Genomic DNA, 19,795 nt, shown 5'->3' with positions numbered 1-19,795 from the left:
CAGCGGCCTCAGCCCGCAAAGCCGAGCACAACCCTGCGGGTCTTGGCAGATTTCTTCTCGATCTTGGTGACCACCACGGCACCGATCTCCGCCGTGTTGGCGACGTGCGTGCCGCCGCAGGGCTGCAGGTCCACGCCCTCAACCTCCAGCACCCGCACGCGCCCCAGGCCGCGGGGCGGCTGCACGCTCATGGAGCGCACCAGGCCCGGGTTGGCATCGAGCTCGGCCTCGCTGATCCAGCGGTGGCGCACCGGATGGGCCTCGGCCACCAGGCGGTCCAGCCCGGCCTGGATGGCCTCCTTGTCAAAAGGCTGGTCAGTATGGAAGTCCAGCCGCGCGTAGGCCTCGGTGATGGAACAGCCGTCGACCGGATACGGCAGCAGCGCGCACAGCAGGTGCGTCGCCGTGTGGAAGCGCCGATGGGCCTGGCGGCGGGCCGCGTCAACGTCGACATGCACGGCAGTCCCCACCGCCGGCAGCGCGTCGCCGTCCATCAAGTGGACGATGGCGCCGGGCTGCTCCTTGCTCTTGCGCGTGTCGGTGATGCGCCAGCGCTGCGGACCGGCGCTCAGCCAGCCGGTGTCACCAGCCTGGCCGCCGCCCAGCGGATAGCAGACCGTGCGGTCCAGCAGCACGCCGCCCTCGCCGTGCGCGATGACGCGGGCCTCGCAGGCCAGCAGCGTCGCGTCCTCGCGGAACAGCTCCTCGGTGAGCACGGGCGCCGCCGTCACAGCCGCACCTGGCCGTGGATGAGCGGCGTGACGTCGCCACCGATCCAGGTGGCCTCGGCATCGCGCACCACGTGCACGCGGCCGGCGCGGCCCAGCGCGGCGCCCTGCGCGGCCACGTAGCGGTCGCCCGCCAGACCCGCACCCTGCAGCCACAGCGCCAGACCGGCGTTGAGGCTGCCGGTCACCGGGTCTTCCGGCACGCCGAGGTCGGGCACGAAGGCACGCACCTCGAACTGGCAGTCCGCCCCCTCGGGATGGGCGCCGACGACGCCCAGCTTCAGGCCCTGCATGGCAACGAAATCCGGCTGCAGCGCCAGCACCGAGGCGGCGTCCGGCAGGCGCGCGGCCATCCAGCCCGGGCCGTTGTCGCACCAGACCAGATCGAGCAACTGCGCCGGCGCGATGCGCAGCGCCGCCAGCACCTGGGCCCGGCCCGCCGCATCAACCGGCCCGCTGTGGCGCAGCGGCGGCGCCGCGAAGGCCAGCCGCGCGCCGTCGCGCTTCACGCGCACCAGGCCGATGGCGCATTGCTGCACCACTTCGCCGGGCTTCTTCACATCGCCACCACTGGCCAGGAAGGCATGCGCGCTGCCCAGCGTCGGGTGGCCCGCGAAGGGCAGCTCGCCACCGGGCGTGAAGATGCGCACGCGGTAGTCGGCCGCCGGGTCGGTGGGCGGCAGCAGGAAGGTGGTCTCGGACAGGTTGGTCCAGCGCGCGAACGCGGCCATGTCCGCATCGGACAGACCCGCGGCGTCGATGACGACCGCAAGCGGGTTGCCCTTCAGCGGCTCGGCGGTGAAGACGTCGACTTGAGCAAAGCGGCGCAATTCAGTCATGGCGATGGCGAGGGTTGAAGGTAGAGGCCGGGCCGCACGATCTCCATGCCACGCTGCGGCGTGGCCAGCGGCGCAAAGCCGTGGCCGGCATACAGCGCCTGGGCGTCGCGGGTGAACAGCATGAAACGGCGCAGGCCCTGCAGGTCGGTGTGCGCCAGCAAGGCGTCGATCATCCACGCGGCCAAGCCACGGCGCCGGTGTGGCGGCAGCACATAGACGTCGCACAGGTAGGCAAACGTCGCCCGGTCCGTCACGACACGGGCAAAGCCCACCTGACCCGCGCCGCCCGCATGCAACGCGATGCACAGTGAATGCGCGATGGCACGCTCGACGGTCGCCAGCGGAATGCCTTCGCACCAGTAAGCGCCGCGCAGGAAGGCGTGCGCCGCCTGCGCGTCGATGTCCTCGGGCGCGAAGCTCAGCCGGTAGCCGTCGCGCGCGTCCGTCACGGCGCGTGCTCGGCCACGGGCTCCAGCGCCTCGTGCAGCAGTCGGCCGAGCTTCTCCACGCCCTCGCGGATGAGGTCGGGCGTCAGCGTCACGAAGGACAGGCGCAGCGTGCGCGGGTCGGGCTGCTGGGCATAGAAGGCCGCGCCGGGCACGAAGGCCACGCCCGCGTCCACGGCGCGCGGCAGCAGGGCCATGGCGTCCAGGCCAGCGGGCAGGCGGATCCAGAAGAACATGCCGCCGGCTGGCGACTGCCACTCGCAGCCTGCCGGCAGGTGCGCGCGCAGCGCCTCGGCCATCGCGTCGCGGTTGGCCTTGTAGAGCGCACGGATGGACGGCACGTGCTGCTCCAGGAAACCATCCTTCACCACCTCATGCACCACGCGCTGGTTGAAGCCCGGCGTGTGCAGGTCAGCCGCCTGCTTGGCCTGCAGCAGCTTGGGGTAGAGCTCGCGCGGCGCGATCAGGTAGCCCAGCCGGAAGCCCGGCGTCAGCACCTTGGAGAACGAGCCCAGGTACAGCGATCCCTCGGGCCACAGGCTGGACAGCGAGGCCGGCGGCGGCTCGTCGAACCACAGGTCGCCATAGGGGTTGTCCTCGACCAGCGGCACGTTGGCGCGGCGCAGCGCTTCCACCACGTCCACGCGGCGCTGTGCGCCCATCACGCGGCCTGTCGGGTTCTGGTAGTTGGGCAGCAGGTAGGCGAATCGGGTGCCCGGTGCGTCATGCGGCAATGCGGCAATGGCTTCAGGGCGCGGGCCTTCGTGGTCGCTCGCCAGGCTGGCGAACAGCGGCTCGAACGGCGTGAACGCCTGCAGCGCGCCGAGGTAGGTGGGCGTCTCCACGGCCACCGGCGCACCGGCGTCGCAGAGGATCTTGCCCACCAGGTCCAGGCCCTGCTGCGAGCCGCTGGTGATCAACACTTGGTCGGGCGAGACCGTCATGCCCAGCGACGCTGCCCGCGCCGCCACCCATTCGCGCAGTGGCGCATAGCCCTCGCTGGCGGCGTACTGCAGCGACTCGCGCGGCGTATGCGTCAGCACGCGGTCGCAGGCGGCCTTGATCGCGTCGACGGGAAAGGTGTCCGCGCTGGGCAGGCCGCCTGCCATGGACAGGATGCCCGGCTTCTCGGTGACCTTGAGGATCTCCCGGATGATGGACGGGTTCATGCGCGCGGCACGGCGCGCCTGGGTCCAGATGGTGCTCATGAGGTGATGACGCCAAATTTGAAAACGGGCAGCCTAGCACTGGCTGCGCGCCGGGCCGGCCGCGGCACCGCCGGCTGCAGCAACTGGAAGGCCGCCTCCGGCCAGGCCTCGGCCACGGCCTGGGTGCCGGCCGGCAGCGTCAGCCCGTCACCGGCGCTCAGCCAGTGATCCGCGGCGCCGCCGGTCAGCGTCACCCACAGCCGCCCCTGGGTGACCACCAGCCGGCGCGCGCTGCGCGTGGCGGCCAGCGTCAGCGCCTGGCCGGCGCCGAGTTGCGTCGTGAAACATCGATCCGTCATGGGCCCTCCCGAACCTCCACAGGCTGACGCTTGCCCACCCACACCACCGCCAGCACGGCGGCCGCGAACAGCAGCGTCATCGCGTCCAGCCGCTCGCCGAGCAGGGGCACGGCCAGCAGCATGGACAGAAACGGTTGCAGCACCTGCACCTGACTCACGCGCAGCGTGCCGCCCAGCGCCAGCGCGCGATACCAGGCGAAGAAGCCGATCCACATCGACACCAGCGACACATAGGCGAAGCCCAGCCACGCCGATGCCGCCACCGGCGCCACGGGCCGCGTGAGCGCCGCCACCGGCACCGTGAGCGGCAGGCTCAGCACCAGCACCCAGCAGATCACCTGCTCCGACGACAGGGCGGCCGACAAGCGCGCGCCGCTCACATAACCCGCCGACGCGCAGACCACGGCACCCAGCAGCAACGCGTCGGCGACTTCCAGGCCACCTGCGCCGCGCCAGGCGGCAAAGCCGATCACCAGCGCCAACCCCGCCAGCGCGCAGGCCCAGAAGCCCGCACTGGGCCGCTGGCGCAGCACCACCGCCGCGATGACGGCCGTGGCCAGCGGCAGCACGCCGGAGACGACCGACGCATGCACGGCATCCACCTGCCGCACCGCCAGCCCCAACAACACCGGCCAGCCGAACACGACGCCAGCCGCCGTGAACGCCAGCAGCGCCCACTCGCGCCCGCGCGGCCGCCGCGCGCCGGTGGCAGCCAGGTAGAGCACCGACAGCACACCCGCCACCGCCGCGCGGCCGAAGGCGACGAACACCGGGTCCAGCTGCGGCGCCTCGGCGCTGCCACCGGCCAGCCGCGTCATCGGGATGCTGAGCGCGAACATGAACACGCCCGCCAAACCCAGCAGCAGGCCACGCGCGGTGTCGGGCGACGTCGTGGTGGAGCGGGGCAAGCCGGGCATGCGCTCAGTCTAGGCACCGCAACCAGTACAGAACCAGTACAGTCAGCCAGCCACAGCCCGAATCTGTACTGCCATGCCGACCGGTACACCCCCGCCCCTGCAGCGCGACGCCAGCCAGCCCCTGGCCGGCCAGTTGGCCGAGCGCTACGCCCAGCGCATCCGCGAGCGCCTGCTGCTGCCCGGCGCCCGCCTGCCCTCGGTGCGCGACTGCGCGCGCCAGCACGGCGTCAGCCCGCACACCGTCGTCGCGGCCTACGACCAGCTGCAGGCCGCGGGCCTGCTGGAGGCGCGGCGGCAACGCGGCTTCTTCGTGCGCGAGACTCGGCCGCCAGCCACCGCTGCCCGCGCCGCGCAGCCCGCCACCGCCCTGCCCCGCCAGGCCCCGGTGGACGCGACGGCGCTGATCCGCGGCATGTTCGAGGCCGACGCTGCCCGCTCGCCCGGCCTGGGCACACTGCCCGCCGACTGGCTGGACCCAACACTGCTGCAGTCGGCGCTGCGCCGGCTCAGCAGCGACACGGCGGTGCAGATGAGCTACGGCGACCCCAGCGGGGACGAGCAGCTGCGCGTAGCGCTGTCGCAGCGGCTGGCTGATCTGGGCATCCACGCCGGCCCGGCCCAGATCCTCGCCACGAATGGCGCCACGCATGCGCTGGACCTGCTCATCCGCACCCAGCTGCAGCCCGGCGACGCGGTGCTGGTGGACGACCCCGGCTGGTCCGTCATCTTTGCGCGCCTGACGCAGGCCGGCATCCGGCTGCTGCCCGTGCCGCGCGGCCCGGCCGGGCCGGACCTGGCCGTGCTGGCCGCGCTGGCCGCCCAGCACGCGCCCCGCGCCTACCTGACGGTGTCGGTGCTGCACAACCCCACCGGCCACAGCCTGGACCTCGCCACCGCCCACCAGCTGCTGCGCCTGGCCGACGCACACGACTTTCTCGTCATCGAGGACGACAGCTACGGCTTCCTGGCCCCCGAGCACCTGCCCCGGCTAGCCGCGCTGGACGGGCTGCGCCGCGTGGTCTACGTGGGCGGCTTCTCCAAGGTGCTGACGCCGGCCTGGCGCGTGGGCTACCTGGCCGCCGCGCCCGAGCGGCTGACGGCGCTGACCGACACCAAGCTGCTGGACGGCCTGACCAGCTCGCCCGTGATGGAGCGCGCCGTCGCGCTGTGCCTGGCGCAGGGCCGGCTGCGCCGCCACGCACTGCGGCTGCGCGAGCGGCTGGACGCCGCCCGGCAGCGCGTGGCGGCGCTGGCGGCGCGGCAGGGGTTTCAGTGGGCGGCGCCGCCCGACGGCCTGTTCGGCTGGCTGGACACCGGTGTGGACACCGAGCGGCTGGCCCAGCCGCTGCTGGACGCCGGCTGGCTGACGGCGCCCGGCGCGCTGTTCAGCGCCACGCGCCGACCGGGCTCGCTGATGCGCGTGAACATGGCCACCTCGCTGGACCCGGCCTTCTGGCGGCAGCTGCGCGCCTGCGCGGATGAGCTTCAGCGCCGGCCGGCAGCGGGCTGAGGCCGCCATGCAAAAAAATGCGCAGCGGTCGGCGGTTTGTCACCAGATGCAAGCGCGGCGGCCCGCAGAATGCCGCCCCAAGCGCCGGCCATGAACCGCAGCGCACCGTGCCAAGAACGATCCCGTGAAATTCCTCGTCGTTGACCCGCTGGCGGGCGTCCAGACCTTCGCCCGACAACTGCTGCAAAGCCACGGCTTCGCGCCCGAGCACATCCTGTGCTGCGCCGACACCGACACGGCCCTGGCACAGGGCCTGGCGTTCAAGCCGCAGTTCATGATCACCGACTGGTACGCCCGCGCGCCGCTGACCGGCCTGCAGCTGTTCCAACGCCTGCGCGACGTGCAGCCCACGCTGCAGCTGTCACTGCTGAGCTTCGAGGTGACGCCCGAGCACGAGTTCGAGGCCGAGGCCCACGGCGCGCACTTCGTGCTGAAGAAACCCTTCACGGCCGATCAGCTCAAGACCGAGGTGACCCGCGCGCTGGAAGCGCTGGCCAAGACCTCGCCCGGCCTGCACAGCCAGCTGCGCGACGCCATGCGCCCCGCGCGGCCGCCCGTGCGGCAGATGCTGCCCGTGCTGCCGCCCGAGCCCGTCATCAAGCCGGGCGACAAGGTGCGCTACCAGGGCCAGGTGCACGTGGCCCAGCACATCATCCACCGCCAGGGTGAGACGGTGGTGCAGCTCAAGGGGCAGCCGGCCTTCGTGCCGGTGACCAAGCTTCAGCCGGCCTGAACCGGCTTGTAGGCCACCACGTCGATCTCCACCTTTGCCGGGATCATCAGCCGCGACTCCACGGTGGAGCGCGCCGGCTTGCCGCCGGGGAAGTAGCCCATGTAGACGCGGTTGAAGGCGCCGAAGTCACGCGCGTCTTCCAGCCACACATTGGCCTTGCAGACGTCCGCCAGCGTGGCGCCGGCCAGCGCGAGCGCGGCCTCCAGGTTGGCGAACACCTGGCGCGTCTGCGCCTCGATGCCGCCATCGACGATGTGGCCCTGCGCATCCACCGGCACCTGGCCGGACACGTACACAAAGTCCCCCGCGCGCACGGCAGGCGAAAGCGGGCGGGGCTGGCGGTCGCTGGCGGTGGGCTCGGCGCCGAGGAAGGTCAGTGCAGTCATGGCGCGGCAGTCTGGTGTGCACTCGCGCCCCATGCAAGCGGCGCCTTTAGACGACCTTCAGACAGCGCCGCGATGATGGCGCCATGAACCCACCCGACACACTGGGCCCGTGGCTCAAGGGCTTTCCCGCCACCGAGCCGCCGCTGCCGCTGGCCGACGTGGCACAGCGCGGCTGGCAACTGGCCGAGCTGCCCACGCCGCTGGCCGTCGTGCGCCAGGCCGCGCTGGCGCACAACATCCGCTGGATGCAGGACTTTGCCGACGCCCGCGGCGTGCAGCTCGCGCCGCACGGCAAGACGACGATGAGCCCGCAGCTGTTCCGCCGCCAGCTGGAGGCCGGCGCCTGGGGCCTGACGTTTGCCAACGTGCACCAGCTGCGCCTGGGCCTGGCCGCCGGCGCGCGCCGCGCGCTGATCGCCAACCAGCTCGTCAGCCGCGCCGACTTGGCCGAACTGCTGGCGCTGCGCCGCACGCATGCCGGGCTGGAGCTGGCGTTCTTCGTCGACTCCCAGGCCCAGCTGGACCTGATCGCGGCGCACTGGCCAGGCGGCGACGAAGAGAAGCTTGACGTGCTCATCGAGCTCGGCACCACGCGCTGCGGCATTCGTGATCACGCGCCGGCGCTGGCGCTGGCCCGCGCACTGCAGCACCACCCGGCGCTGCGGCTGCGCGGCATCGGCTTCTACGAGGGCCTGCAGGTGCTGGGCGAGACCGGCCCCGACACCGCGCTGATGCAGCAGTGGCAGGCGCGCGTCGAGGCGCTGCTGGCCGACGTCGAGGCCGAGGGCCTCATCGCCGTGCAGCCGCTGTGGCTCAGCGGCGGCGGCTCGGCGCTGTTCGACCTCGTCGCCCCGGTGCTGCAGGGGCGGCCCGGCCCCACACCGAGACTGGGCCTGCTGCGCTCGGGCTGCTACGTGTGCCACGACCATGCGCACTACGGCCGCTACGTCAGCGTCATCGACCACCGCCTGGGCAGCGCCAGCCTGCAGCCCGCGCTGGAGGTGTGGACGCACGTACTGTCCACCCCCGAGCCCGGCCTGGCGCTGCTGAACGCCGGCCGGCGCGATGTGTCGTTCGACCAGGGCTGGCCGCTGCCCGTGTGGCGCATGGAGAACGGCCAGCGCACGGCGGCGCCCGCCGGCTGGCAGGTCACCGGGCTGAACGATCAGCACGCCTACCTGCGCTGGGACCCGCTCGAATGCGACGGCCCGGCCGTGGGCGAGCGCGTGGCGCTGGGCCCGTCGCACCCCTGCACCACCTTCGACAAATGGGCCTGGCTGGCCGTCGTGGACGAGGCCGACCGTATCGTCGACGCGATCACCACGCACTTCGCGTGATGCTGCTGCAAGGCGCACTCATCGTCGACGGCAGCGGCGCACCGGGCTGGACGGGCGACCTGCTGATCGCCGGAGACCGCATCGCGGCACTGGCGCCGCAGCTGGACGTCAACGCCAACGTGCCGCGCCGCGACTGCCGCGGCCTGGTGCTGGCGCCCGGCTTCATCGACGCCCACAGCCACGACGACGCCGCGCTGCTGGCCACGCCCGCGATGGCGCCCAAGCTCACGCAGGGCGTGACGACCGTCGTCACCGGCAACTGCGGCCTCTCGCTCGCGCCGCTGGTGACGCCCGACCCGCCGCCGCCGCTGAACCTGCTGGCGCGCGAGCACTTCCGCCACGCGTCCTTCGCCGCCTGGCGCGCCGCCGTGGACGCCGCCCGGCCCGCCGTCAACGCCGTGGGCCTGGTGGGCCACACGGCGCTGCGGCTGCGCTGCATGGCCGACCTGTCGCGCCCCGCCACGCCCGCCGAGCGCGGCGCGATGTGCGCGCTGCTGGACGACGCGATGCGCGAAGGCGCGGCCGGTCTGTCCTCGGGCACCTTCTACGCACCCGCCGCCGCAGCGGACAACGAAGAACTGCTGGCGCTGGCCCGCGTCGCCGCGCGGCACGGCGGCGTCTACGCCGTTCACCTGCGCGACGAGATGGCCGGCGTGCTCGGCGCCATCACCGAGGCCGCCGACTGCGCGCACGCGGCCGGCCTGCCGCTGGTGATCTCGCACCACAAATGCGCCGGCCGCGCGCAGTGGGGCCGCAGCCTGCAGACACTGGCGCTCATCGAACGGCTCAGTCAGCGCCAGGCGCTGGGGCTGGACGTCTACCCGTATCTCGCCGGCTCCACCGTGCTGCGCGAGGACCTGGCCGACGGCGCGACGCCCATCCGCCTGACCTGGAGCGAGGCCCACCCCGAACTGGCCGGCCGCTGGCTGGCCGACATTGCGCGCGACTGGGCGTGTAGCGAGCCCGACGCGGTGGCGCGCCTGCAGCCGGGCGGCGCCTGCTACTTCCAGATGTGCGACGCCGACGTGGACCGCATCCTCACGCACCCGCTGGCCATGATCGGCTCCGACGGCCTGCCGCACGACCGCTTCCCGCACCCCCGGCTGTGGGGCGCCTTCCCGCGCGTGTGGGCCCACTACGGCCGCGAGCGCGGCCTGCTGACGCTGGAGGCCGCCGTACACAAGATGACCGGGCTGACGGCGGCCTGCTTCGGCTTGCGCGACCGCGGCCTGCTGCGCGCGGGCGCCGCGGCCGACCTGGTGTTGTTCAACGCCGACCAACTGGCCGACCGGGCCGACTACGGCCAACCCTGCGAGGCCGCAACGGGCATCGCGGCAGTGTGGGTCAACGGAGCGCTGGCGCTGGAGGCCGGCACGCCGCAAGCGCGCGCCGGGCGGGTGCTTGGGCGGGGCGGGTAGTGAGGTTCGCTGCGCTGGCTTTGGACGGGGTGGACTCAGCGGGGTGGCTGCTTCGCAGCGATTTCAGCCTTTCGCGGTCGCATGCCGAACTAACGCTGACCGGCAGAACGCGGTCACTGGCCGGGACGATCCTGGGCGCACGGCTGTTTCCTTTTCGAAGAGAAGCGGCCGTAGCCTCGATCGGGCCGCTTAGTCCTTCAGTCCCTCAAAGCCAGTTCCATCATCTGGTCGTAGTGGCGTTGGTCATCAGCTCGCAGAAGTTCGAGCAGGTCGCGCAGAACGGCCGGAGTTTCCAGCAAGATGGTGGGATCGTGATCGGGCTGCGCCACAACGTCGCCATGTGAGTAGGTGTGCAGGAAACGAAGAACGCGCGCCTTCGCGGCGTCATCACCGCCAACCTCGCTGAGCTTTCCGCGCAAGTCCCCTGACCTGCCTGGGACTCGGTACGCTAAGTAGCTTTCCAGCATGCGGCGAGCGATGTTGGGCAAGCCGTAGTGCTGCTCCAACCCTTGACCCTGCTCCAGCCGTGAAGCCTCGAAGATCCTCTTGAAGAGGTAGTGGTACTCCGACTCGAACTTCGTCAGGAAGGAGTCCATCGGCCCCAACCGTGCGGCACGCTGTCCTTCGTGAATCGTGGCGTGCAGCATGAAGAACCGAGCGGGGGGCTCAGGCTTCGGCCGAACCCTTTTTGCCGCCTCGTTCAATGCATCAAACCAGTCGCGCACCTGGCGGAAGAAGCTGAAGTTGTGCGTCAAGATGAAGAGCTGCTTGGCATTCACGGTGCGGGCCTTCAGGAACCCGAATGCGCTGAAGAGGGAGTTCGCGTCCAGACTGGACACAGGATCGTCGATCACCACGATGCCATCTGCCAAGTCGAAGTCGGTCCCCTGAAGCGACTTCAAGAAGTAGAGGAAAGCGACAGCGGTACGCTCGCCGTCGCTTAGGTTCTTCGCCGGATGTCCGCCACGCATGACGGTGTACCCGTTCTGCTCAGGCACGAACTGAAGCTCCTCACGGCCAAGGTACGCTGCCACATCTCTGGTTAGCTCCTCTGCCGGAACAATGTGCTGCCGAACCTGCCGTTCAATGTCCATGATCTGCTCATCCAAGCGGTTCGCAGCAACGCGCGCGGCGTCCTGGGCTTCTGTCGCCTGGCTCACCGCCGCGCACTTTTCTCGCCACTGATTCAAAGCACCGACCATGCCGTCGAGGGCCAAGCGGTCACGGGCTGACTTCACCTCGGCGTCATGCGACGCAGTCATGCGGTTGTGCTGCTCTATCTGCTCGTTCAACGCGGCAAGAGACTTCGCGCCCTCAAAAGAGGCCGTGACAGTCATGCCTTCCACTGCCACGGCGAGGAAACCAAGAATGATCCTGCCCAGGCTGCTCCCCCCGCCGTCCACGACTTGCTTCAACAAGCTGTCCAGCTCCATGCTCTTGAAGGGCTGCTCACGCTTGCGCTCCAGTGCCGACTTAAGGGCACTCAGTGCCCCGACGAGCGAACTTGCCTGAGTCCGAAGGGCTTTCAGTGCGGTCTGATAAGCGGGCTGGAGCGCTTCGTACAGCGCTTCATGCGGGGGCGAAGTGAAGGCGCTGTTGAACTTTGACGCACCGTCGATCTCCAGTAGCAGCGCATCGATCGCACGCTGTTGCTGGTCGAACTCGTCGTTGAAGTGCGCCTCCAACTGCGCCAGGCGGTGTGACGGGAGCGGTTGATCACAAAACCTGCAGTTGGCCGTTGCGTGATCTCCTCTGTGCAACCCAAGCCCCTGCCCCACCCAAGAAGCGACAGATTGATCGTCTGCCAAAGACTGAACCACAGCCGACACGACAGTCTTCTTCAACAGCGCTTCAGTCTTGGCCCGCAACACCATGAGATCAGGGAAGCGGACGGTCACTTGCTCAAGCGAGGGCAGCGGCCGGCTGTCCTTCATCCGAACAAGCGCTGTCCGCTCATCGTCGCTCAGCCGGGTTTCGGCTTGCTCCGAGTCGACCAACCGTTGCATCTCTGCCTTGAACGGCCCAGCGTTGAAGTTGTTGTAAGCCCCGCCAGCAGCCATCAACTGCGTGCGAATGTCCTTGGCCGTCTCTGTGGCAAACGTCTCACGCGCCTCAGTGGCGACCTTCAGCAGTTGACCTTGCCGGGCTTGCTCCGCGCGATGCTGGTCCCGCTGGGTTGCCAACTCCGTGATCAGCCGTTGCTTCTCGGCGCTGTCTTCACCGAAGTAGTAGACCGGTGGGAACTGCCCTGCACCGGTTTCAAAAACTGCGCGGCCCACGTACTCCCGGTTGAAGACCCGAACCTTGGGGACAGTAGGATCGTTTGCGGCGTCGCCCATCACCCGGTGGTCGCCAAAGAAGTACTCAGCTGTGCCTTCCGCGAGCGCTTGCCGCTGCTGCAGGTTCTTCAGAAGAGTAGACAGCGTGGTCTTGCCTGATCCGTTCCAGCCGTAGATGACGTTGTACCGGCCGAAGTCGTGCAGGCCCGCAGGCCACGAGAACTCTCGAAAGATGCGGAAGTTCCGCAGCCGGTGAATGCGAGTCAACATCTGAACGCTCCCTGAAGTCTTCTTGATCTGGGTCCTGTGAACCGCCCTGGCTTCCACGGAGGCCATTGGGTTTAGGTCAGACGGTCGCGGCCTGACCAGCGCGTTGTCGATGGTAGTTGGCCTCGAATTCGGCCGGTGGGGTATAGCCCAGCGGCTCCATCAATCGGTGGTGGTTGAACCAAGCTACCCATTCCAGCGTCGCCAGTTCCACTGAATCGCCCCGGGTTCAGTAGACGCTTGCGAGTTTCCGCCCAATGGCATCGTTAGCCAACGACCGGTGTTGGCCGTTGCAGTCACTCTAGTAGCCCGCCGCGAGTGACCGAGATCAGACTGAAGCCGTCAGCGCCCTGAGGCACAGGCGGCCCTCGACGGATCACGCCTGACACGGACGCGACAGCCCCCCGCATCCCATGGCTGGCCCGCGCGACCGCCGCCGAAGCGCCATCACAATCACGCCGCCCCGCGTGTTCGATCCCTCCCCACCTTTCCCCATGGACAAACGCTTGTTGCAGCAGCAGGTGCTGGACCGGCTTGCCGAAGACCTGTTGCAAGCCGAACGCGCCGCGCAGGTCGCGCATGAGACGGCGACGCACGAAGAAAACATCGCCGAGAACAAGTACGACACGCTCGGCCTGGAAGCGGCCTACCTGGCCACCGGCCAGGCGCGCCGCGCGCAGGCCATTCGCGCGGTGATGGCCCACTGGCGCCAGTTCCGCCCCGGCGCCTATGACGCCAGCAAGGGCATACAGCTGGGCACGCTGGCCTGCCTCGTCGATGCCGACGACCGGCAGCAGCAGCTGTTCCTCGGCCCGCCGGGCGGCAGCATGAGCGTGGCCAGTGGCGATCAGGTCGTTCAGGTGATCAGCAGCGAAGCCCCGTTGGGCGCGGCCATGCTGGGCAAGTGCGAGGGCGACGAGGTGTCGCTGCAGGTGGGCGGGGCGCGGCAGCAGTTCGAGGTGCTGTGGGCGCGTTGACAATCAGGCCGGCGCCATGAACGCACCCGGACCCGCACCACGCTCGCCCGGCGGCCCGCCGCTGCCGCGGCTCTACACCTTTCGCCGCTGCCCCTACGCGATGCGCGCCCGCATGGCGCTGCTGCAGGCGGGGCAGCACGTGGAGGCGGTGGAGGTGAGCCTGCGCGCCAAGCCGGCCAGCCTGGTGGCGGTGTCGCCCAAGGGCACGGTGCCCGTGCTGCTGTTGCCCGATGGCCGCGTGATCGAGGAGAGCTGGGACATCATGCGCTGGGCCCTGGCGCCGCGCGATGCGCATGACACGCAGGGCGCGTGGGCACGGGCGCAGTCGCCCGAGAACCTGGCGCTGGTGCAGCGCAATGACGGCGACTTCAAGCGCCACCTGGACCGCTGGAAATACCCGCAGCGCTACCCGGGCGAGGTGCTGGCACCCGACGCCCACCGCGACCGCGCGGTGGACGCCCTGCTGCGCCCGCTGGAGGCCCGGCTGCACCGCGCGCCCTACCTGGGCGGCGACACGCCCTGCGCCACCGACCTGGCCGTGATGCCCTTCGTGCGCCAGTTCGCCGCGGTGGACCCGGCCTGGTTCGCAACGCTGGACCTGCCGTCCGTGCGGGGCTGGCTGAACGGCTGGCTGGCGCACCCGCTGTTCGTGGCCTGCATGGTCAAGCTGCCGGCCGAGGGCGTGCATCGCTTGCCGCCGCTCAGCCCCTGAAGGCTCGGCCCCTCAGCCGTCGGTCCGCGGGAAGCTGACCTGCACCGTCAGCCCCCGCCCTTGCGGCCCGTCCAGCAAGGCCACCGTGGCGCCGTGCTGCGCGGCGGCCCGCTCGACGATGGTGAGCCCCAGGCCGCTGCCGTGGCAGGGCTGGCCGCCGGCCAGGCGCACGAAGCGCTCGAAGACGCGCTCGCGCAGTTCGGCCGGGATGCCGGGGCCCTGGTCGCTGCAGGTCAGCACGACCTGCTCGCCCAGGTCCGCCAGCGTCACGGTCACGTGGCCGCCGGCCGGGGAGTACTTGATGGCGTTGTCGACGAGGTTGTCGATCAGGCTGCACAGGGACTCGCGGTTCAGCCACATCGTGATCTGCTCGGGCGCCTCCAGCGCGAGCTCGATCTGCCGCTGCAGCGCCAGCCCGACGGCCAGCGCCACGCGCTCGCGCACGAGGTCCACGAGGTCGTGCCGGGTCTTGCTGAGGTCCAGCGTGTCGGCGCCGGAGCGGGCCAGCGCCAGCAGCTGGTGCACGGTGTGCGTAGCGCGCTGCACGCCCAGGCGCAGGCGCTCGCGCGACTCGTCGCGGGCACGCGGGTCGGGCTGGTCCAGCCCTTCGGCGCCAAGCTGGATGACGGCCAGCGGCGTCTTGAGCTCGTGGGCCGCGTCGGCCAGGAACTCGTGTTCGCGGTCCAGCCGCTGCTGCAGCCGCGCCATCAGCGAGTTGACGGCATTGACCAGCGGCGCCAGCTCCACGTAGCGCGTGGCGGGCAGCGGCGTCAGGTCTTGCGCCGAGCGCGCCGAGATCTGCGCGCCGATGCGCTGCAGCGGCGCAAAGCCCAGGCGGAACAGCAGCCACAGCGGCAGCGCCAGCAGCGGCAGGCCGTACAGCAGCGGGCGGGCGTAGTAGCTCAGGCCGGCGAGGCTGAAATGCCAGTCGCCGGGGCGCTCCTGCCAGCGGCGCACGACCAGCTCGCGCGCGGCGTCGCTGACCTCGGTGTAGAGCCAGCGCTCGTCCTGGCCCGGCACGCTCTCCTGCGGCAGCACGCGGTCGCGGCCGGTGAGGTCGGGCTTGAGTTCGGACAGCACCACGTCGCGCCGGATGACCTGCAGCAGCCGGAACGGCGTGCGGTGGCCCTTGAGCCGCCACTCGCGCTCGCGCATGCCCTCCAGCGCCTGCAGCGCCTGGGCCAGCGCGGTGGGGTCGGCATGGGTGTCGCGCGCGCGCTCCAGCGCCAGCTCGGCCCACAGCATGTTCTCGGCCTGGCCGTTCTTGACCTGCAGCACGCGGATGTCGATGAGCTCACGCGCGACAAGGAACAGCCAGCACAGGAACAGCACCGCGAACACGGCACCCAGGCTGCGGCGGAACAGCGAGCGCGGCGCGCTGGCGGCCGCGCTCATCCTTCCCTTTCCACCAGATAGCCCACGCCGCGCACGGTGCGGATGTAGCCCTCGCCGATCTTGCGGCGCAGGTTGGAGATGTGCACGTCCAGGCTGCGGCCGTCCATCTGGCAGGGCGCGCGGTTCTCGAGCTGGCGGCGGGTGACGACGCGGTCGGGCAGCTTGATCAGCGTCAGCAGGATGGTGAATTCGGTGCGCGACAGCGGCACGCGCTCCGCGCCGCGGCGCACCTCCATGCGCGGCTCGTCCAGCACCAGGTCGCGCAGCTGCCATTCGGCGGGCTGGGCCTCGGCGCCATCGCCCTGGGTGCGGCGCACCACGGCGCGCAGCCGCGCCAGCAGCTCGGAACCGGCGAAGGGCTTGACGAGGTAGTCATCGGCGCCGCCGTCCAGGCCGTCCAGCCGGTCCTCGATGGCATCGCGCGCCGTGATGACGATGAGCGGCAGCTTGCGGTGGCTGCGGCGCAGCAAGCGCAGCAGCTCCATGCCGTCGCCGTCGGGCAGGCCCAGGTCCATGACGACGGCGTCGAAGCCGCCCTCGGCAATCCACAGCCGCGCGTCGGCGATGCGGCGCAGCCACATCACGTCGTGGTCGGCGTTCTGCAGCAGGGCCTGCAGCGAGCGGCCCAGCTCCAGATCGTCCTCAAGCAAGCAGATGCGCATGGCCGCGATTCTGGCGCCGGGTGCGTTAAGACGGCCTTAACAAGGCGTTGAAGCAGCGCTTAGGCGGCCGGGCGGACAGTCGCTGCCAGTCCTGCAACGAACTGTCACATGACTCGTGTACTCGCCCGCCTGCTGCTCCTGCTGCTGCCGCCACTGACGGCCACGGCCGCGTCGCCCTTCGTGCCCAGCCGGGCGCAGTTCGATGCGCTGTTCCCGGAGCGCATCGCGTTCTACAGCTACGAGGGTTTCGTCGAGGCGGTGCGCCAGACGCCCGGCTTTGCCGACTGGGGCAGCGAGGTGCAGCGCCGCCAGGAGATGGCCGCCTTCCTCGGCCAGATCGCGCACGAAAGTGACCAGCTGCGCGCCCAGCGCGAGTACAAGCGCGAGAACTGGGACAAGTACTGCCGCGACGATGCGCGCCTGGGCTGCGCGCCGGGCCAGCAGTACTACGGCCGCGGCCCCATCCAGCTGAGCTGGAACTACCAGTACAAGGCGGCCGGCGACTTCATGGGCATCGACCTGTGGCGCGACCCCGACCGCGTGGCCCGCGACTCCACGGTCGCCTGGCGCACGGCGCTGTGGTACTGGATGACGCAGCCCGGCGAGTCGACCCAGGCCTCGCACGCGGCCATCCGCAGTGGCGCCGGCTTCGGCGCGACGACCCGCGCCATCAACGGCCCGCTGGAGTGCGACAAGCCCGACAGCCCCGATGCCCGGCGCAAGAACGCGCGCCGCGCCGATTTCTACAAGCACGCCAGCGACCTGTTCGGCGTGCCCCTGCTGCACCCGCTCGGGTGCTGACCCTGCCCCTGCTCGCCCTGTAACCCCGGAGAAAGAGAATCATGAGGAAGCATTCAAGCCCCCGCCCGACGGCCATCGCAGCCGCCGCCATGCTGCTGACCGCACTCCCCGCGCTGGCGCAGGAGGCCCCCAAGAAGAAGACGGAATCCCTGGAGGCCGTCGTCGTCACCGGCATCCGCGCCAGCATGGAGAAGTCCCTGCAGACCAAGCGCAATGCCGACGCCATCGTCGACGTCATCACCGCCGAGGACGTGGGCAAGCTGCCCGCCACCAACGTCGCCGAGGCGCTGACCACCATCCCCGGCGTCACCATCGACAAGGCCTTCGGCCAGGGCGAGAAGGTGTCCATCCTGGGCACCGACCCGGCGCTCAACCGCACGCTGATCAATGGCCAGACCATCGCGTCGGCCGACTGGTTCATCGCCGACCAGCCCGGCCGCACCTTCAACTACTCGCTGCTGGCCCCGCAGCTGATCAACAAGGTCGAGGTCTACAAGTCGCCCGAGGCCTGGCTGGACGAAGGCTCCATCGGCGGCACGGTGAACATCTCCACCCGCAAGCCGCTGGAGCAGAAGGCGCTGACGCTGGCCGGCTCGGTGGGCTATCTCTACAACGACCGCATCGGCAAGGGCAAGCCCACGGTGGCCGGCCTGGTCGGCTGGCGCAACGAGGCCAAGACCTTGGGCCTCATCTTCTCGGCCCAGCGCTCGGAAGAAGGCATCCGCCGTGACGGCGTGGAGTCGTACGGCACCGTCAAGGGCAGCGACTACATCAACGGCACCGGCGGCGGCGGCTCCATCAACAACCTGCCGACCGACTGGTCCGTCGCGCCCAACCCGGACGGCAGCCAGCCCAAGAAGCCGGCCTCCTGCGTCGGCAGCTGCGCCACCACGCTGCTGGCCAACCCGACCGCCGTGGGCCCCAACTCCATCAGCGCGCACTACTTCGAGCAGACCCGCAAGCGCGACACGCTGTCGCTGTCGCTGCAGGCCCGCGCCAACGACAAGCTGGACTTCGAGTTCAACGCGCTGGACGTGAAGGCCGGCTACGACAACCGCAGCCACTCGATGTTCGCCTTCCAGGGCAATGCCTGGAACGGCCTCATGAAGATGACCGACCTGGCCGTGGACGGCGGCGTCATCACCAAGGGCACGTTCAAGAACGCGCTGATGGTGTATGACCTGATCGACCGCAAGGCAACGGTGGACACCTCGTCCTACGACCTCAAGGGCAACTACAAGGACGAGCGCTGGTTCGCGTCCTTCCACGCGGGCCGCTCCAAGGCCACCGGCGGCACCAAGCTGCAGGTCTTCGGCGAGTTCCTGAGCTGGACGGACTACAACTACGACATCAGCAGCGGCACGCCGAAGCTGAGCATCACCGGCGCCAACCCGCTGAAGGACACCACGGCCTTCCAGATCGACGGCGGCTGGGGCTCCGACCCCACCAAGAAGGAAACCTGGAACCCCGGCTGGGGCGGCAACATCGTCTTCAAGCCGACGGTGGACAAGGAAGAGTTCATCCAGCTGGACGGCGGCCTGAAGTTCGACGGCCCCATCTACCAGCTGCGCTTCGGCATCAAGCACCGCGAGCACAACACCACGCAGTCCATGGGCGGCGTGTCGCTGGCCTCGGTGAAGGGCTATGGCGACGCCACGGCCAGCAAGTTCTCGCCCAAGCCGCTGCCGGGCAACTACCTCAGCGGCTTCGGCAACGTCGGCGACCTGAGCAACCGCTACACCATCGACGGCGAGGCGCTGGCCGGCTACATCACCAGCGGCAAGTGGCTGGCGCCGTGGCAGACCATGCCGCAGCCCGCCACGTTCAACGACCCGTCCTTCGTGGCCAACACCTGGTCGGTCAAGGAAGTGGTGGACGCCGCCTACGTGCAGGCCGACTACGCCCTCGACGCGCTGCGCGGCAACGTCGGCGTGCGCGTGGTGGACACCACGTCCAACAGCGGCGGCTGGGCCTGCTCGGTGTCCACGGGCCAGGCCTGCCCGGCCGACAAGTACGTGCCGACGAACGTGCAGAAGAACTACCGCAACTTCCTGCCCAACCTGAACGTCGCCTACGAGCTGAGCAGCACCCTCGTGCTGCGCGCCTCGGCCGCCAAGGTCATGTCGCGCCCGAACTACGGCGACATGTCCAGCTACCTGTGGATCGGCGACCAGACCAAGACCGGCGGCGGCGGCAACCCCGACCTCAAGCCCTACAAGTCCACCAACCTGGACTTCTCGGCCGAGTGGTACTTCGCCAAGAACGCCATCCTGGCCGGCACGATCTTCAACAAGAAGGTCACCGACTACGTGCTCGTCACGACCAAGCCCGAGGTGCACTACAACCAGTTCGAGCGCCAGAACACCACCTACGCCGTCTCGCGCCCGAACAACGCCGGCAGCGCCACCATCAAGGGCGCCAGCCTGGCCTTCCAGGCCAACATCGGCTGGGGCTTCGGCGCGCTGACGACCTACACCTTCTCGGACGCCACCTCCAGCCAGGCCAACTCGCACCTGCCGTTCAACTCCAAGCACCAGTACAGCCTGAGCCCGTTCTATGAGAGCGACCGCTTCAGCGCCCGCGTGACCTACACCTACCGCTCCAAGTACTACACGCAGGCTGACCGCGGCAACTTCCTGGTCACCGACGGCAGCAAGGACCTCGCCGCCAGCGCCAACGTGAAGCTCACCAACCAGCTCAGTCTGGGCCTGGACGCGATGAACCTGCTGGACAGCGAGTACCGCAACTACGCGGACGTGGGCGGCGTGGCCAAGACCGAGCTGCTGACCCGCGGCATCTACCGCACCGGCAAGCGTTACCAGGCCGTGCTGCGGTACAGCTATTGACCCCTCGCCCGGTCGAGCCCGCTGAACGCGGCTCG

The 19,795-nt window shown here is 70.0% G+C and carries 18 protein-coding genes and 1 pseudogene; 8 read left to right on the top strand and 11 right to left on the bottom strand.

Translation table 11 applies throughout. From position 1 onward, the window contains the following. Window positions 1–8: 8 nt before the first annotated feature. From NYO99_RS09860 to NYO99_RS09835, 6 genes are read right to left on the bottom strand one after another with little or no spacing between them, the layout of a single operon-like run. Window positions 9–731 carry an alanyl-tRNA editing protein gene (locus NYO99_RS09860; RefSeq protein WP_268167010.1) on the bottom strand — a complete coding sequence of 241 codons (723 nt, stop codon included), beginning with the start codon at window positions 729–731 and terminating at the stop codon, window positions 9–11. After that, entirely contained in the window at window positions 728–1,567 is an 840-nt protein-coding gene (locus tag NYO99_RS09855) for a PhzF family phenazine biosynthesis protein (RefSeq protein ID WP_268167009.1), read from the bottom strand. The genes NYO99_RS09860 and NYO99_RS09855 overlap by 4 nt, the downstream gene beginning before the upstream one ends. Beyond that, window positions 1,564–2,016: a GNAT family N-acetyltransferase gene (locus tag NYO99_RS09850; RefSeq protein WP_268167008.1), complete on the bottom strand. Its 453-nt coding sequence runs from the start codon at window positions 2,014–2,016 to the stop codon at window positions 1,564–1,566. The genes NYO99_RS09855 and NYO99_RS09850 overlap by 4 nt, the downstream gene beginning before the upstream one ends. After that, complete coding sequence (locus tag NYO99_RS09845) at window positions 2,013–3,221, bottom strand: aminotransferase-like domain-containing protein (RefSeq protein ID WP_268167007.1); 1,209 nt, start codon at window positions 3,219–3,221, stop codon at window positions 2,013–2,015. Before NYO99_RS09845 ends, NYO99_RS09850 begins: the two co-directional genes overlap by 4 nt. Next, on the bottom strand, window positions 3,218–3,520 hold the full coding sequence (locus NYO99_RS09840; RefSeq protein WP_268167006.1) for a DUF2917 domain-containing protein: 303 nt from the start codon (window positions 3,518–3,520) through the stop codon (window positions 3,218–3,220). Before NYO99_RS09840 ends, NYO99_RS09845 begins: the two co-directional genes overlap by 4 nt. Beyond that, on the bottom strand, window positions 3,517–4,437 hold the full coding sequence (locus NYO99_RS09835; protein WP_268167005.1) for a DMT family transporter: 921 nt from the start codon (window positions 4,435–4,437) through the stop codon (window positions 3,517–3,519). Before NYO99_RS09835 ends, NYO99_RS09840 begins: the two co-directional genes overlap by 4 nt. A gap of 73 nt (window positions 4,438–4,510) precedes the next feature. On the opposite strand from NYO99_RS09835, the gene NYO99_RS09830 reads away from it, so the two are divergent. Then, entirely contained in the window at window positions 4,511–5,947 is a 1,437-nt protein-coding gene (locus tag NYO99_RS09830) for an aminotransferase-like domain-containing protein (protein WP_268167004.1), read from the top strand. Window positions 5,948–6,071: 124 nt separating this feature from the next. Further along, window positions 6,072–6,680, top strand: coding sequence for a response regulator (locus NYO99_RS09825; RefSeq protein ID WP_268167003.1), 609 nt, complete (start codon window positions 6,072–6,074; stop codon window positions 6,678–6,680). Here NYO99_RS09825 and NYO99_RS09820 read toward each other — a convergent pair. After that, window positions 6,668–7,066 (bottom strand): RidA family protein, encoded by a 399-nt coding sequence (locus NYO99_RS09820; RefSeq protein WP_268167002.1) that lies wholly within the window; start codon window positions 7,064–7,066, stop codon window positions 6,668–6,670. The two genes, NYO99_RS09825 and NYO99_RS09820, sit on opposite strands and share 13 nt — an antisense overlap. An 83-nt stretch (window positions 7,067–7,149) precedes the next feature. On the opposite strand from NYO99_RS09820, the gene NYO99_RS09815 reads away from it, so the two are divergent. Both NYO99_RS09815 and NYO99_RS09810 read left to right on the top strand, forming a co-directional pair. Then, window positions 7,150–8,403 carry an alanine racemase gene (locus tag NYO99_RS09815; protein ID WP_268167001.1) on the top strand — a complete coding sequence of 418 codons (1,254 nt, stop codon included), beginning with the start codon at window positions 7,150–7,152 and terminating at the stop codon, window positions 8,401–8,403. Next, entirely contained in the window at window positions 8,403–9,821 is a 1,419-nt protein-coding gene (locus NYO99_RS09810; RefSeq protein WP_268167000.1) for an N-acyl-D-amino-acid deacylase family protein, read from the top strand. The genes NYO99_RS09815 and NYO99_RS09810 overlap by 1 nt, the downstream gene beginning before the upstream one ends. A gap of 197 nt (window positions 9,822–10,018) precedes the next feature. Here the strand turns inward: NYO99_RS09810 and NYO99_RS09805 are convergent, their stop codons facing one another. After that, window positions 10,019–12,370 carry an ATP-binding protein gene (locus NYO99_RS09805; RefSeq protein ID WP_268166999.1) on the bottom strand — a complete coding sequence of 784 codons (2,352 nt, stop codon included), beginning with the start codon at window positions 12,368–12,370 and terminating at the stop codon, window positions 10,019–10,021. Between the two features lie 76 nt (window positions 12,371–12,446). Continuing rightward, a pseudogene (locus NYO99_RS09800) lies at window positions 12,447–12,587 on the bottom strand (IS3 family transposase); the annotation flags it as partial. Window positions 12,588–12,861: 274 nt separating this feature from the next. On the opposite strand from NYO99_RS09800, the gene NYO99_RS09795 reads away from it, so the two are divergent. Continuing rightward, window positions 12,862–13,344, top strand: coding sequence for a GreA/GreB family elongation factor (locus NYO99_RS09795; protein ID WP_268166998.1), 483 nt, complete (start codon window positions 12,862–12,864; stop codon window positions 13,342–13,344). A gap of 16 nt (window positions 13,345–13,360) precedes the next feature. Next, window positions 13,361–14,056 carry a glutathione S-transferase gene (locus NYO99_RS09790; RefSeq protein WP_268166997.1) on the top strand — a complete coding sequence of 232 codons (696 nt, stop codon included), beginning with the start codon at window positions 13,361–13,363 and terminating at the stop codon, window positions 14,054–14,056. Window positions 14,057–14,068: 12 nt separating this feature from the next. Here the strand turns inward: NYO99_RS09790 and NYO99_RS09785 are convergent, their stop codons facing one another. Together NYO99_RS09785 and NYO99_RS09780 are read right to left on the bottom strand one after the other, a co-directional pair. Continuing rightward, window positions 14,069–15,451 (bottom strand): sensor histidine kinase, encoded by a 1,383-nt coding sequence (locus NYO99_RS09785; RefSeq protein WP_268166996.1) that lies wholly within the window; start codon window positions 15,449–15,451, stop codon window positions 14,069–14,071. Beyond that, the gene (locus NYO99_RS09780) at window positions 15,448–16,113 is read right to left on the bottom strand and encodes a response regulator transcription factor (protein WP_268166995.1); all 666 of its coding nucleotides are present in this window, start codon (window positions 16,111–16,113) and stop codon (window positions 15,448–15,450) included. Before NYO99_RS09780 ends, NYO99_RS09785 begins: the two co-directional genes overlap by 4 nt. A gap of 108 nt (window positions 16,114–16,221) precedes the next feature. Here NYO99_RS09780 and NYO99_RS09775 point away from each other — a divergent pair, with 108 nt between their 5' ends. Together NYO99_RS09775 and NYO99_RS09770 are read left to right on the top strand one after the other, a co-directional pair. Beyond that, the gene (locus NYO99_RS09775; protein ID WP_268166994.1) at window positions 16,222–16,914 is read left to right on the top strand and encodes a chitinase; all 693 of its coding nucleotides are present in this window, start codon (window positions 16,222–16,224) and stop codon (window positions 16,912–16,914) included. 41 nt (window positions 16,915–16,955) lie between these two features. Then, window positions 16,956–19,760 carry a TonB-dependent receptor gene (locus NYO99_RS09770; RefSeq protein WP_268166993.1) on the top strand — a complete coding sequence of 935 codons (2,805 nt, stop codon included), beginning with the start codon at window positions 16,956–16,958 and terminating at the stop codon, window positions 19,758–19,760. Window positions 19,761–19,795 lie beyond the last annotated feature (35 nt).

The organism is Roseateles hydrophilus (genome assembly GCF_026712245.1).
Classification (GTDB): domain Bacteria; phylum Pseudomonadota; class Gammaproteobacteria; order Burkholderiales; family Burkholderiaceae_C; genus Pelomonas; species Pelomonas hydrophilus.
Note: the sequence above shows the minus strand (reverse complement) of the source record. Positions and strands in the feature narration are given on the sequence as shown.

Bases quoted from the DNA above. Each gene is read 5' to 3' on its own strand.
- NYO99_RS09820 (WP_268167002.1), bottom strand. From the start codon at position 7,066: ATGACTGCACTGACCTTCCTCGGCGCCGAGCCCACCGCCAGCGACCGC.
- NYO99_RS09785 (WP_268166996.1), bottom strand. From the start codon at position 15,451: ATGAGCGCGGCCGCCAGCGCGCCGCGCTCGCTGTTCCGCCGCAGCCTG.
- NYO99_RS09810 (WP_268167000.1), top strand. From the start codon at position 8,403: ATGCTGCTGCAAGGCGCACTCATCGTCGACGGCAGCGGCGCACCGGGC.
- NYO99_RS09770 (WP_268166993.1), top strand. From the start codon at position 16,956: ATGAGGAAGCATTCAAGCCCCCGCCCGACGGCCATCGCAGCCGCCGCC.
- NYO99_RS09830 (WP_268167004.1), top strand. From the start codon at position 4,511: ATGCCGACCGGTACACCCCCGCCCCTGCAGCGCGACGCCAGCCAGCCC.
- NYO99_RS09775 (WP_268166994.1), top strand. From the start codon at position 16,222: ATGACTCGTGTACTCGCCCGCCTGCTGCTCCTGCTGCTGCCGCCACTG.
- NYO99_RS09815 (WP_268167001.1), top strand. From the start codon at position 7,150: ATGAACCCACCCGACACACTGGGCCCGTGGCTCAAGGGCTTTCCCGCC.
- NYO99_RS09790 (WP_268166997.1), top strand. From the start codon at position 13,361: ATGAACGCACCCGGACCCGCACCACGCTCGCCCGGCGGCCCGCCGCTG.
- NYO99_RS09780 (WP_268166995.1), bottom strand. From the start codon at position 16,113: ATGCGCATCTGCTTGCTTGAGGACGATCTGGAGCTGGGCCGCTCGCTG.
- NYO99_RS09835 (WP_268167005.1), bottom strand. From the start codon at position 4,437: ATGCCCGGCTTGCCCCGCTCCACCACGACGTCGCCCGACACCGCGCGT.
- NYO99_RS09845 (WP_268167007.1), bottom strand. From the start codon at position 3,221: ATGAGCACCATCTGGACCCAGGCGCGCCGTGCCGCGCGCATGAACCCG.
- NYO99_RS09840 (WP_268167006.1), bottom strand. From the start codon at position 3,520: ATGACGGATCGATGTTTCACGACGCAACTCGGCGCCGGCCAGGCGCTG.
- NYO99_RS09795 (WP_268166998.1), top strand. From the start codon at position 12,862: ATGGACAAACGCTTGTTGCAGCAGCAGGTGCTGGACCGGCTTGCCGAA.
- NYO99_RS09805 (WP_268166999.1), bottom strand. From the start codon at position 12,370: ATGTTGACTCGCATTCACCGGCTGCGGAACTTCCGCATCTTTCGAGAG.
- NYO99_RS09855 (WP_268167009.1), bottom strand. From the start codon at position 1,567: ATGACTGAATTGCGCCGCTTTGCTCAAGTCGACGTCTTCACCGCCGAG.